Here is an 11,704-nt window from a genome sequence, read left to right on the forward strand (position 1 = left end):
AGCACCATCGGCACGGAGGTCGTCGCCCGCGCCGCGCCGGACGGCACCACCCTGCTGCTGGCCGCCACCGCCCATGTGATGAACCCGGCGCTGATGCCGCGCCTCTCCTATGACGCAGTGCGCGGCTTCACTCCGCTACTGAACGCGGCGTTCCATCCGATGGTGCTGGTGGTGCATCCCGGCACGGGCATCACCGATGTGCCGGGCTTCATCACCCGCTCCCGCGCCACGCCGGGGGGCCTTGCCATGGCGTCGGCCGGGGTCGGCAATGCCAGCCACTTGGCGGCGGCGCTCTTCGCCTTGGTCGCGGACATCCCGTACACCCATGTCCCCTTCAGCGGCGCCGCGCCGGCGCAGACGGCGCTGCTTTCCGGCCAGGTGCCTGCGGGCTTCCTGAACTCCACCGTCGCCGTGCCGCAGATCCGCGCCGGCGCGCTGCGCGGCCTGGCGGTGGCGGCCGGCCGGCCCTGGCGGGAACTGCCGGACCTGCCGACCCTCGCCTCGCTCGGCTATGCCGGAGCGGAGGCTGGCTCCTGGTACGGCGTGCTGGCGCCGGCCGGGCTGCCAGCGCCGCTGACCATCCGGCTGTCCCAGGACCTGCTCGCCGCCTCCCGCCTGCCCGCGGTGCGGGAGAAGATCATCGCCGCCGGGCTGGACCCGCTGGAGGTGGGGCCGGAGGAATTCCAGGCGCAGATCGCCGCCGAGGCGGCGAAATGGGCCAGGGTGGTGAAGGAAGGCGGGATCCGGGCGGAGTGACCGGCCCTGCTTGGGCGCGAGACCGAGCTTTGCGACGGTTCCGGCCGCTCCTGGCTGGGCCTTAGTCCTGGAGCGCGTTGAGGCTGGCGGGGCTGTGCTGCCGCGTCAGCTCCATCAGGGTCTTCGCCATCTGCTTGATCCGCTGCTCGGCATGCGGCAGGGACAGGATCGAGAGATCCAGCCCCTGATCGGTCAGGACAAGGGATGCCTGCTGGCGGAAGCCGGTTCTGAGATCATCCTCCCAGCTTGGGTAGGCGCCGGACTGCAGGAGGAAAAGCGTCTCATCGACCAGCCTGATCCTCTGGTGAGCACAGACCCATGCAATGCCCAGTCCAGTCTGCTCCAGCATTTCAAACAGGGCAAGCATTTCATTCCAAAGGAACGATTTGTAGTTGATCAACTCGTCGAAGGAGATCGGCAGCCCGGGCTTCAGCATGCCGGCTTTTCGAAGGGCGACGAACACATCGGCAGTAGAGGAATAGATGTCGCAGTCAATATTGACGAAGGCGACAGGGTCAGCCTGTTCGGACAGAAAATTCGGCAGGGTATCCGAGAAGAAGCCGGGGATCAGCGTAACGTTCTCGCGCACCTTGGGCAGCACGCCATGAGTGGAGAAATCCTGCTTCCAGTCATTCCGGCCATCATCCGGAAAGCCTTGGAAGCTGTCGAAGCCATAAAACCGCCGGTTCGGATACTGAGCCGCGCAGTAATTGATGGAACTGCCCTTATAGACACCAAATTCCAGGCATATACCTGGGGTCGTCGCCCTGGCCAGCGCGGCCAGAAGCGGTAGCCCCCGCCGCGACGTGTCTTCGCCATAGCAGACGCCGGTGACCGCTGTCAGCCGTGGCAGATAAGCGGCAAGAAATGCCGTATACCGCTCAGCCTTCGAGTATTTTTGCATGCCGATGATCCAAGCGCCCGCGTGGAAGCCGTTATTGGCTGATCCGGCTGCCTGGTCGCCGTTTCGGCAAGGCCATGCCGGATCGTGGCGGCCTCACTATGTCGGCGTTCCGTAAATAACCCCTTACGGCATGATTGCTGGCTTGCGGCGGCGGCAGGGGCAACGCCAGGCCGACAGGCGGCAAGGCTGCCGGGGGCGCCGCGCCCACTCTCGCGAGGAGCGCCCGAAACGGCCCGCGCTGGGCGTCACATCTCGATGAAGACCTCGCCGTTCTCGACCTTCACCTTGTAGGTCGTCACCGGCACCTCCGCCGGCTCGTTCAGCGCCGCGCCGGTGCGGATGTCGAAGCAGGCCTGGTGCAGCGGGCATTCCAGCTTGCCGTCCTCGCAGAAGCCGTCGGACAGCAGGGCGTATTCATGGGTGCAGACGTCGTGCACCGCATAGATCCCGTCCTCCAGCCGCACCACAGCCACCGGCTCCCCGTTGATGCGCACCGGCAGGGGCATGTTCTCGGCGAGTTCATCCTCGGCGGCGACGCGGTGCCATTCGGCCATCTTCGGAGACCTTCTGCCTGCGGAGTTGTCCGCCCGCCATAGCCGCCCCGGCGACGGCTGTCGATCACGCGTGGCGGGCGGCATCGCCACGCTTCCCGGCCTGCACCGGGCATCGGCCATCCGGGACGCCATCGCCGGCGCGGGGCATGGCCAGGCCGCCGGGGCGATCACGGGAGCGTATCCGGTCGCCGAACCGTGGCTGCATGCGGTGATCGTTGCCATTGCCGATACCTCGGCCCGATCATGGCAGAGTTGTCGGGCAATCTGTGGCAACGCCGCTGGGGCTGGGACGCCAGCGATGCGCGACCGGCCGGCGTGTTGCGCAATGCGGAAGGGGCGGCCTTCCCGCTCTGACTCCTGTTGCAAGTCACGGAAAGGCAGTTGGCAACAAATGCGCTGTAACGGCAGAGAAAGCGGCCGAGAGAAGCGTCAAGGGCCAATGCCGTCACGATAAGGCACAGAACCTAAAACTCTCGAATTCGCGATTTATGACTTGCAACGCGAAGAGGGGTCGGCCTAACTCGCGCCAGACAAGATTTGGCCGCAATTGGCCTTATTCGGGGCACATTTCATGCTGGTATTTCATTCGCTGCGGGCGCTGGCCCGGGCAATGACGCTCTGCGTCCTCATAGTGGCGGCCCTGCCGGCGCAGGCCGTCGAGACCGTCACGCCAGCCCAGTCGCTGACCGGGCAGACGAGCCGTGCGGTTCTTGCCGAGCCGGGTACCCGGCTGCGCTGGGATGCGCCGGGCCGCGGCTGGTGGGCGCTGGGCGAGGCGACGCCGACCGCCGCGGGCATGGATGGAAACGGCTCCTCCTACCGGGCCGCGGTGGTCCTCGGCGGGCGCCACCAGTTCGTCGCCCGGCCGGACATCACGCTGGCGCTGCTGCCGGAACTGCGGATGGACGCGGCGGGTGGGGCCTATGGTACCCTGGCTGCCCCGGCTCTCGGCGCCTCCCTGCGCCAGGAGGCGGCGCTGTCCCTGCCGGGGGGCGCGCGCTTCCAGGCCAGCATCGGCCTCGGGGACCAGTTGGCGGTGGTCCCGCTGCCCGACGGGGGCGGGGGGGACAAGCTGACGGTACGTGCCGCCGCTTCCCTGGCGAGCGACATCGGCTCCGTGGCCGGCATGCCCCTGCGCGCCGAACTGCAGGTCGCCGCCGTCCGGCACCTCGAGCTGCGCGGCATGGACCGGCCGGCGAGCTGTGAGCTGAAGCTGGAGCTGCGCCGGCCCAGCGCGGCGCCGCTGCGCCTTGCCAGCGGTTGCCCCGGCACCGGCGCTCCCAAGCTCACCATCGGCATCAGCGGCCGATTCTAGAGCATGCTGCGTTCGCTTACGCTCACGCAGCATGCTCCAGGCCGGTGTTTGCGAGCATCTTCACGCGTTCAGCTGATTCCATCTGAACGCGATCTGCTCTAGGGGCGGGGAGCATCGTCCGGCGGCGTGATCTGCTGTCCGAGACAGGGCTGGGGCACGCTCCCGGCGCATGTGAACCGAATATGCACCGGCGGCTTTGGGGCGCCCTGCCGGACCCGCTCGGCATTGGCGGCGTCCCGCGTCCCGGGCCGCCGGCATGGCGGCAGGCCTGCCGCGGGATTCCGGCCACAACCACGGCTTCGATGGGGGGGAACAAGGCCTGTCCGCGAACGGCCTTGCGCCGCTCTGGCGGGTCCTTTCCGCGCCGCGCCTGTCAGCGGGCCAGAAGGCTGCCCGCCCTGGTGGTGCCCATCACGGCCGGGTTGCGGCCTTCCCTGCCCCGAACAACCCCCGCAGCCTTGCCCGTGCCCTGCCAGGCGCCCGGCAGGCCGTTTCGGCCGGTGCCGCCCGCAAGCAGGCCCGGCCGCGCTCAGCCGCGCGGTGCCGCGGCCCGGGCCAGCCTGTCGTTGATGGCTATGCCGAGACCCCGCTCCGGCACCGCCATGGCGGCGATGCGGGCGCAGCCGCGCGCACTCCCTTCCGCATCCAGCCAGCGCAGCCCGGCGAAGAGCCGCGCCGCGGCCTCCGCCAGATCGCCGGTTTCGGAGAGGTTCCAGGTGACCGTGGCGCCGGGCAGGGCCGGGCCGAAGGCCAGCAGCGCCTCATCCGCCGCCGCCTTGGTGGCGTTCAGCCGCACCGGCAGGGACGGGGCGTAGTGGGAGAGCAGCATGCCGGGGGAGCGCAGGCTGCGCGCCGCCGCCGCCGCCGCCTGCGGGCCCGGCCGGCCGACCTTGCCGATCAGCGCCTCGATCGCCTCCACCGTGATGCCGCCGGGCCGCAGCAGCACGGCACCTCCCCTTGGCCCCGCGCCGGTCAGGTCCAGCACCGTGCTCTCCACCCCCACGGCGCAGGGCCCGCCATCCAGCACCGCGGCGATACGGCCGCCGAGCCCGGCCAGCACATGCGCCGGGGTGGTGGGGCTGACCTGGCCGGAGAGGTTGGCGGAGGGGCCGGCCACCGGCAGCGCCGCCGCCCGCAGCAGGGCCAGCGCCAGGGGGTGCGCCGGCACCCGCACCGCCAGCGTATCCAGCCCCGCCCCCGCCAGCAGATCGATGGCGGCGCCCGGGCGCCGCGGCAGCACCAGGGTCAGCGGGCCCGGCCAGAAAGCGGCGGCCAGGGCCCGGGCGCGATCATCCGGCTGGACATCGGCGAAAGCCGCCTCGGCGCTGGGGTAGTGGCTGATCAGCGGGTTGAAATGCGGCCGCCCCTTGGCGGCGAAGATGGCGGCGACAGCCCGGCCGTTCCGCGCATCCCCGCCCAGGCCGTAGACCGTTTCGGTCGGGAAGGCGACCAGCTCGCCGGCGCGGAGCAGGGCGGCGGCCTCCGCCACCGCCTCCGGGGGCAGCAGGCGGGTCATCGCCGCCCCTCGGCGACGAAGCCGCCATTGCGCCAGCCGGGCTTGCCGTAGCGCAGCGGCGCGCCGGCCTCGTCCAGCACCCGGCCGCCCGCCGCTTCCAGCAGCGCCTGGCCGGCCGCCGTATCCCATTCCATGGTCGGGCCGAGGCGCGGCGCGACATCCGCCGCCCCTTCCGCGATGCGGGCGAATTTCATGGCGGAGCCCATGGGCTGCACCCGGTCCAGTTTCAGTTTGCGGTCCGCCAGCCAGCCCGCCATGCGCCGCGGGTTGGGGTGGCTGCGGCTGTCCAGCAGCACCGCGCCGCTGCCGGGCATTGGCCGCGCGGCGATGGGCGTGCGGGCGCCCGCCTCCCCCTGCTGCTTCCAGGCCTGGCGCGCGGCGACGAGGCCACCGAACACCTCCCCCGTCGCCGGCAGGGCCAGCACGCCGAGCACCGGCCGCCCCGCCGCCACCAGCCCGATGCAGACGGCGAATTCATCGAGGCCCTTGGCGAATTCCTTGGTCCCGTCCAGCGGATCGACCAGCCAGAAGCGCTCGGCCGGGGCGGTGATGATGCCGGCGGCCACCTCCTCCTCCGCCACCACGGGCAGGCCGGGCGCCGCCTCCCGCAGCCCCTCCACGATCAGCGCCTCGGCGATGCGGTCGGCCTCGGTGACGGGGCTGTCGTCGCCCTTCCGCTCCACGGCGAAGCCGGCGGCGCGCACGGCATTGATGGCGGCGGCGGCCCGGGCGGCGAGGCGGGCGGCAAGCTCCAACGCGTCCTGATCGGTCATCCGGCGAATGTAGCAGCCGGGGGTGGGGGGCACAGGTGGCGAGGGAGAAAAACGGTCCTGGCAGCGAAGGGAAGCATGGGGGCGCTGCCCGTTGGCGGCACTGCCGCCAACGGGCAGAGCCCCGGATCTCTTTCCCTTAGTTTTTCTTCCCTGTCCTCTCCGGAACAGCGCGCCATGGCGATGCGGCGGGGCGATGCTATCTATGACCCCGCCTTGTCATAGCTCCGGATTCCCCCCGCATGCTCGATATCGCCTTCGTCAAACCCGCCCTGCCGCGCCACGGTGCCCTGGTTTTGCCGCTGGCGGAGGGGGCGGAGACGGCCCTGACCGGCCTCGCCCAGGCGATCGACGCCGCCACCGGCGGGGCGGTGCTGAAGGCGCTGGCCGCCGCCGGCTTCAAGGGCCGCAAGGGGCAGAGCGCCACCATCTGGGCGCCGGCGCTGGAGGGCGGCGCCCCCGGCCCGGCCAAGCTGGTCGCCCTCGGCCTCGGCAAGGAGATGACGGCGGAGGCGGCGGAGGCGGCGGGCGGCGCCCTCCTCCCCCTCATCAGCGGGGAGCGGGAGGCGGTGATCGCCGCCGAGGCCCTGCCGGCGCCCATCGCCGCCAGCCTCTCCCTCGGCCTGCTGCTGCGCAGCTACCGCTTCGACCGCTACCGGACGACGGAGAAGGAGGAGGACAAGCCGAAGCTGGAACGGGTTTCGGTCGCGACCGACGCCGCCAGCGCGGTGAAGGCGGCCTGGGCACCGATGCGGGCGGTGGCGGATGGCGTCTTCCTCGCCCGCGACCTGGTCAGCGAGCCGCCCAACGTCCTCAACCCCAGCGAATTCGCCGACCGGCTGCAGGCGCTGGAGAGCCACGGCCTGGTCGTCGAGGTGCTGGGGCCGAAGGAGATGAGGAAGCTCGGCTTCGGCGCCCTGCTCGGCGTGGCCCAGGGCAGCGCCGAGGAGCCCCGCATGGTGGTGATGCAGTGGAACGGCGCGACGGGCGGCAAGGCGAAGAAGGCGGCGCAGAAGCCGGTCGCCTTCATCGGCAAGGGCGTCACCTTCGACACCGGCGGCATCTCCATCAAGCCCGCCGCCGGCATGGAGGACATGAAATTCGACATGGCCGGCGCCGGCGCCGTGGCGGGGGTGATGCTGGCGCTGGCCGGGCGCCGCGCCAAGGTGGATGCGGTGGGGCTCGTCGGCCTCGTCGAGAACATGCCCTCCGGCAGCGCGCAGCGGCCGGGCGATGTGGTGAAGACCGCCTCCGGCCAGACGGTGGAGGTGATCAACACCGATGCCGAGGGGCGGCTGGTGCTGGCGGATGTCATCCATTACTGCCAGCAGCGCTTCGCGCCGCGCTTCATGGTGGACCTCGCCACCCTGACCGGCGCCATCATCATCTCGCTCGGCCATGAGCATGCCGGGCTGTTCAGCAATGACGACGCCCTGGCGCAGCAGCTCACCGCCGCGGGCAAGACGGTAGGCGAGGCGCTGTGGCGCATGCCGCTGGGCGAGGCCTATGACAAGCAGCTCAAATCGGATATCGCCGACATGAAGAATGTCGGCGGGCGGCCGGGCGGCTCCATCACCGCGGCGCATTTCATCCAGCGCTTCGTCGATACCAAGGACGGGCCGATGCCCTGGGCGCATCTCGACATCGCCGGCACCGCCTGGACGACGAAGGATCTGCCGACCGTGCCGAAGGGCGCGACGGGCTTCGGCGTCCGGCTGCTCGATCGGCTGGTGGCGGAGCATTACGAGGGTTGAGCGACGCGCGCCGGGCATGCTGAAGCTTCGCCTGCGCCGCGCCCCGCGCGAGGATGCCGCGCCGCTGCTGGTGCCGGTGGTGGAGGGTGATGCCGCGCGCTTCCCCTTCGCCGCCGCCGCCGGCTTCACCGGCGCGGCGGGGCAGGTGGCGGAACAGCCCGGCCCGGCAAGGCGGCTGATCCTGCTGGGCTGCGGCACGCCGAAGCGGTCGCTGGACTGGGAGGAGGCGGGCGGCCTGGGCCTCGCCGCCGCCGGCGCGGTGCCGCGCCTCGGCCTCGATGCCCGCGGACTGGCGCCGGAGGCGGCGGCGTCGCTTGCGGCCGGTGCGGCGCTGCGCGCCTGGCGCTGCGACGCGTACCGCGCGCCGGGGGAGGTGGCGCCGTCGCGCCTCGACCTCATCGTGGACAGCCCGGAGGCGGTGCTGCCGCGCTGGGCGCGGGCGGAGGCGGCGGTGCGTGGCTGCCTGCTGGCGCGGGAGCTGGTGGCAATGCCGGCCAACCGCCTTACCACCCGGGAATTCGCCCGTCGGCTGGAAACCCTGGCGGAGCACGGCATCACCGTGGATGTGCTGGGCCGCAAGCGGCTGCGGCGGGAAGGGCTGGGCGGGCTGCTCGCGGTCGGCGGCGGCAGCGCCAACCCGCCGCGGCTGGCCGTGCTGCGCTGGCGCGGCAGCGTGGCGGCACCGCCCGTCGCCTTCATCGGCAAGGGGCTCTGCTTCGACACGGGCGGCATCTCCATCAAGCCGGCTTCGGGCATGCAGGAGATGAAGGCGGATATGGCCGGCGCGGCGGCCTGTGCTGGGGCCATGCTGGCGCTCGCCCTGCGGCGGTCCCCGGCGCCGGCCGTCGCCGTGCTGGCGATTGCCGAGAACATGACCGGCGCCGCGAGCTACCGGCCGGGCGATGTGCTGCGCATGGGCAGCGGCCGCACGGTGGAGGTGGTGGACACCGATGCCGAGGGGCGGCTGGTGCTGGCCGATGCGCTGCACTACGCGGCGACGCAATTCCGCCCCCAGGCCATGCTGGACCTGGCGACCCTGACCGGCGCCATCGTCACCGCGCTCGGTGCGCACCGGGCCGGGCTGTTCGGCACGGATGCGGCGCTGCTGGCCCAGGCGGCGGCGGCGGGAGAGATGGTGGGCGAGCGGCTCTGGCCCATGCCGATCGGCACGCGGCACCGCGAGGATCTGCGCAGCGACATCGCCGATCTGAAGCAATGCGCCACCGGCCGCTTCCTGCCGGATGCCTGCCACGCCGCGGCCTTCCTGCGGGAATTCGCGGGCGGGGTGCCCTGGGCGCATCTCGACATCGCGGGGGTGGACACCAGGGCGGAGGCCGGGGCGCTGGGCGGCAAGGGGCCTTCCGGCTTCGGGGCGCGGCTGCTGGACATGCTGATGCAGATGTATTTCGAGGATGTGGAGCGCCACTGAGAACGCCTCACAAAACCGCTGCGCGGGTTTGTGGCGGCCAGAATGCGCCGTCTTCCCAAGACCTCGCACAGGCGTCCGCGGCAAAACTGCGGAAGGGCACCGGGCGGGTTTTGACAGGCATGCCGCGGGCCTCGCCCGTCCCGGGGCCGGCGATGATGGGCGAGGGGCTTCGCCCTGGCCAGGAGGCGAGCGCCGCTGGCATGCGGCGCGGCCCCTGCGGAACAAGCCTGCCGGCCCGGGGCTGGGCCGGGCGGGGATTGCGGGGCAGAGTGGGGCCATGGCCGAGATCGGCTTCTATCATCTGACGCGGACACCGCTGGAGCAGGCCCTGCCCAAGCTGCTGGGCCGCATCCTGGCGCAGGAGGGCCGCGCCCTGGTGCTGTGCGGCGGGCCGGAGCGGGTGCAGGCGCTGGATGCCGCGCTCTGGCTCTGCGCCGATCCGGACTGGCTGCCGCATGGCACGGCGGCCATGGGCCATGCCGCGCACCAGCCCATCTGGCTGACGGCGGAGGATGAGGCGCCGCCCAACGGCGCCCGCTTCCTGGTGCTGCTGGACGGCGCCGAGAGCGCTAGGCTCTCGCAATATGACCGGGTGCTGGACCTGTTCGACGGCCATGACGAGGCGGCGGTGCAGGCGGCGCGGCGGCGCTGGGCGGCGGCGCGCGCGGCAGGGCATGCGCTGACCTATTGGCAGCAGGGGCCACGGGGCTGGGAGCGGAAGGCGAGCGCTGGCGCACCGCCGCAGGAAGCGCTGGTGCCGAAGGCGTGACCGGGGCTCGCTGGCGCGGTGCTTGCTAGCTCCGGGGCAGGAGGAGTTCGCCATGCGCCATCGCCGCCGCATCCACCCGCCGCCGCGGCCGGTGCCGGATCTGCCGCCGCCGCGCCCAGGGCACAATGGCGGCCCGCCGCTGGACCCGGAGGAGAGCTGGCGCGGCTATGTCTGGCGCAAGAAGGTCAAGCAGGCCTGGAAGGTGCCGCGGGAGATCGCATTGCGGCGCCTGGCCCGTGCCGAGGAGCTGGGCATGAGCTACCGGGAATACACGCTCGAGATCATGGAGCGGGGGCGATACCTCTAGGCGGTACCGCTGCCTGCCCAGGACGGGCAGTCTGCCCAGCGCCTGGGCATTGCCTGCTCCGCCGCGCGCCGCTTTCGCCGGCGTGACCGCGAGGCCGCACTCCCGGCCATGCCACCATCCGGAACATGACGATCCGGCATGAGTCCAGCCTTCACGAGACGCGCGACACTTGCCCTGCCGGAGGTGCCACACCCGCTCTCGCAGAAGCCCGGCCCGGACGCCGTGCTGACGCGTACCGGGCTCGTCGCGCACGGCCTGCCCGAGGCAGGAGGGGCAAAGCCCTCCCCCGGGTCAGGCCGGCGTGATACCCAGCCGCGCATCCCGCCGCCGCAGCCAGTGCATCAGCGGCAGGGCCAGCAGCACCATCCAGAGCTTGCCCACCACCTGGCCCGCCAGGAATTCCAGGCTGCCGAAGGCCAGCCAGAGGAAGGCGATGCTGTCCACCACCAGCCCGACCAGGGAAGAGGCGGCGACCGCCAGCACCAGCCCGCGCCGCTGCAGCGGGGTGTAGATGGCCAGATCCGCCGTCTCGCTCAGCAGGAAGGCGGCGGCCGAGGCGATGACAAGCGAGGGCGGCGCGACGAGGCCGGAGAGCAGCGCGCCGCCGATGATGGCGAGCATCGCCCAGTAGAGGCCCAGCCGGCGCTGCACCAGGTCCCGCAGCACCAGGGCAAGGCCGATCATCAGCACGCCGGAGGGCGCGGTGAGGCCGGGGGCGACGGGGATCAGGCAGGGACCCTGCGGCACGCAGGAGGTGCCGACATGGCCGATCAGCCAGTTCGCCGCCGGGATGCAGAGGCCGAAGGCGGTGAGGAAGATCCCGCCCTCGATGCGGCTGCGGGCCGCGTCAGTCATGCGTCTCATCCTTTCCGGGATCGGCGGCCCAGGCCTCCCAGCCCCGCTGGCGCAGCTCGCAGGCGGGGCAGGTGCCGCAGCCGAAGCCCCAGGCGTGCAGGGTGGTGCGGTCGCCGAGATAGCAGCTATGCGTCTCCACCCGGATCGCTTCCACCAGCGCGGCGCCGCCGAGGCGCGCGGCCAGTGCCCAGGTGGCTTTCTTGTCCCGCCACATCAGCGGCGTATGCAGGACGAAGCGGCGGTCCATGCCGAGATTGATGGCGACCTGCAGCGCCTTCAGCGTGTCGTCGCGGCAATCCGGATAGCCGGAATAGTCCGTCTCGCACATGCCGGCGACGAGGTGGCGCAATCCGCGGCGATAGGCCAGCGCCGCCGCGAAGGTGACGAAGAGGAGGTTCCGCCCCGGCACGAAGGTGGAGGGCAGGCCGTTCGCCTGCATGGTGATCTCCGTCTCCCGTGTCAGGGCGGTGTCGGAGACCTCGCGCAGCGCATCCAGCGTCAGCAGGTGATCGGGGCCGAGGCGTGCGGCCCAGGCGGGATTCTCACGCGCCAGGCGCTCGCGGAAGGCGGCGCGCACCTCCAGCTCCACGCGATGCCGCTGGCCGTAGTCGAAGCCGAGGGTTTCGACATGCGGAAAGCGGTCCAGCGCCCAGGCGAGGCAGGTGGCGGAATCCTGGCCGCCGGAGAAGAGGACGAGGGCGTGGTCGGTCATTGGGCGAGGATAGCGGGGGCGACGCCCCCGCCCCAGCCCTCCGGCGCCGGCGCCGGCGCCGGC

Annotated in this window: 12 protein-coding genes; 6 read left to right on the forward strand and 6 right to left on the reverse strand. The window is 71.9% G+C overall.

The annotated features are described in order from the left end of the window. Positions 1–756: tripartite tricarboxylate transporter substrate-binding protein (locus tag NJ376_RS20890; RefSeq protein ID WP_252955222.1), on the forward strand; the 756-nt coding region annotated here is incomplete at its 5' end. A 61-nt stretch (positions 757–817) separates the two neighbouring features. On the opposite strand, the gene NJ376_RS20895 is transcribed toward NJ376_RS20890, so the two are convergent. Then, positions 818–1,660, reverse strand: a complete 843-nt coding sequence (locus NJ376_RS20895) for a class I SAM-dependent methyltransferase (protein ID WP_252955223.1) — start codon at positions 1,658–1,660, stop codon at positions 818–820. Between the two features lie 245 nt (positions 1,661–1,905). Continuing rightward, positions 1,906–2,214 carry a non-heme iron oxygenase ferredoxin subunit gene (locus NJ376_RS20900; protein WP_252955224.1) on the reverse strand — a complete coding sequence of 103 codons (309 nt, stop codon included), beginning with the start codon at positions 2,212–2,214 and terminating at the stop codon, positions 1,906–1,908. A gap of 571 nt (positions 2,215–2,785) precedes the next feature. Here NJ376_RS20900 and NJ376_RS20905 point away from each other — a divergent pair. Continuing rightward, the gene (locus NJ376_RS20905) at positions 2,786–3,529 is read left to right on the forward strand and encodes a hypothetical protein (RefSeq protein WP_252955225.1); all 744 of its coding nucleotides are present in this window, start codon (positions 2,786–2,788) and stop codon (positions 3,527–3,529) included. A 529-nt stretch (positions 3,530–4,058) separates the two neighbouring features. Here NJ376_RS20905 and NJ376_RS20910 read toward each other — a convergent pair. Both NJ376_RS20910 and NJ376_RS20915 read right to left on the reverse strand, forming a co-directional pair. Beyond that, on the reverse strand, positions 4,059–5,045 hold the full coding sequence (locus tag NJ376_RS20910) for an L-threonylcarbamoyladenylate synthase (protein WP_252955226.1): 987 nt from the start codon (positions 5,043–5,045) through the stop codon (positions 4,059–4,061). After that, complete coding sequence (locus NJ376_RS20915; protein WP_252955227.1) at positions 5,042–5,818, reverse strand: 3'(2'),5'-bisphosphate nucleotidase CysQ family protein; 777 nt, start codon at positions 5,816–5,818, stop codon at positions 5,042–5,044. The genes NJ376_RS20910 and NJ376_RS20915 overlap by 4 nt, the downstream gene beginning before the upstream one ends. Before the next feature lie 239 nt (positions 5,819–6,057). Between NJ376_RS20915 and NJ376_RS20920 the strand changes: the two genes are divergently transcribed. The 4 genes from NJ376_RS20920 (at position 6,058) to NJ376_RS20935 (ending at position 10,074) form a co-directional block, all read left to right on the forward strand. Continuing rightward, positions 6,058–7,569 (forward strand): leucyl aminopeptidase, encoded by a 1,512-nt coding sequence (locus NJ376_RS20920; protein ID WP_252955228.1) that lies wholly within the window; start codon positions 6,058–6,060, stop codon positions 7,567–7,569. Positions 7,570–7,585: 16 nt separating this feature from the next. Further along, a complete protein-coding gene (locus NJ376_RS20925; RefSeq protein ID WP_252955229.1) occupies positions 7,586–8,998 on the forward strand; it encodes a leucyl aminopeptidase family protein in 1,413 nt (470 codons plus the stop codon). Positions 8,999–9,275: 277 nt separating this feature from the next. Continuing rightward, positions 9,276–9,767, forward strand: coding sequence for a DNA polymerase III subunit chi (locus NJ376_RS20930; protein ID WP_252955230.1), 492 nt, complete (start codon positions 9,276–9,278; stop codon positions 9,765–9,767). A gap of 52 nt (positions 9,768–9,819) precedes the next feature. Next, complete coding sequence (locus NJ376_RS20935) at positions 9,820–10,074, forward strand: hypothetical protein (RefSeq protein WP_252955231.1); 255 nt, start codon at positions 9,820–9,822, stop codon at positions 10,072–10,074. Positions 10,075–10,365: 291 nt separating this feature from the next. On the opposite strand, the gene NJ376_RS20940 is transcribed toward NJ376_RS20935, so the two are convergent. Together NJ376_RS20940 and queC are read right to left on the reverse strand one after the other, a co-directional pair. Further along, a complete protein-coding gene (locus NJ376_RS20940; protein ID WP_252955232.1) occupies positions 10,366–10,929 on the reverse strand; it encodes a VUT family protein in 564 nt (187 codons plus the stop codon). Then, positions 10,922–11,641 (reverse strand): 7-cyano-7-deazaguanine synthase QueC, encoded by a 720-nt coding sequence (gene queC, locus NJ376_RS20945; protein ID WP_252955233.1) that lies wholly within the window; start codon positions 11,639–11,641, stop codon positions 10,922–10,924. Before queC ends, NJ376_RS20940 begins: the two co-directional genes overlap by 8 nt. Positions 11,642–11,704 lie beyond the last annotated feature (63 nt).

The sequence above is a fragment of the Siccirubricoccus soli genome (assembly GCF_024178315.1).
GTDB lineage: Bacteria > Pseudomonadota > Alphaproteobacteria > Acetobacterales > Acetobacteraceae > Siccirubricoccus > Siccirubricoccus soli.

Coding starts and splice junctions, on each gene's coding strand:
- NJ376_RS20895 (WP_252955223.1), bottom strand. CDS start 1,660: ATGCAAAAATACTCGAAGGCTGAGCGGTATACGGCATTTCTTGCCGCT.
- NJ376_RS20900 (WP_252955224.1), bottom strand. CDS start 2,214: ATGGCCGAATGGCACCGCGTCGCCGCCGAGGATGAACTCGCCGAGAAC.
- NJ376_RS20905 (WP_252955225.1), top strand. CDS start 2,786: ATGCTGGTATTTCATTCGCTGCGGGCGCTGGCCCGGGCAATGACGCTC.
- NJ376_RS20910 (WP_252955226.1), bottom strand. CDS start 5,045: ATGACCCGCCTGCTGCCCCCGGAGGCGGTGGCGGAGGCCGCCGCCCTG.
- NJ376_RS20915 (WP_252955227.1), bottom strand. CDS start 5,818: ATGACCGATCAGGACGCGTTGGAGCTTGCCGCCCGCCTCGCCGCCCGG.
- NJ376_RS20920 (WP_252955228.1), top strand. CDS start 6,058: ATGCTCGATATCGCCTTCGTCAAACCCGCCCTGCCGCGCCACGGTGCC.
- NJ376_RS20925 (WP_252955229.1), top strand. CDS start 7,586: ATGCTGAAGCTTCGCCTGCGCCGCGCCCCGCGCGAGGATGCCGCGCCG.
- NJ376_RS20930 (WP_252955230.1), top strand. CDS start 9,276: ATGGCCGAGATCGGCTTCTATCATCTGACGCGGACACCGCTGGAGCAG.
- NJ376_RS20935 (WP_252955231.1), top strand. CDS start 9,820: ATGCGCCATCGCCGCCGCATCCACCCGCCGCCGCGGCCGGTGCCGGAT.
- NJ376_RS20940 (WP_252955232.1), bottom strand. CDS start 10,929: ATGACTGACGCGGCCCGCAGCCGCATCGAGGGCGGGATCTTCCTCACC.
- queC (WP_252955233.1), bottom strand. CDS start 11,641: ATGACCGACCACGCCCTCGTCCTCTTCTCCGGCGGCCAGGATTCCGCC.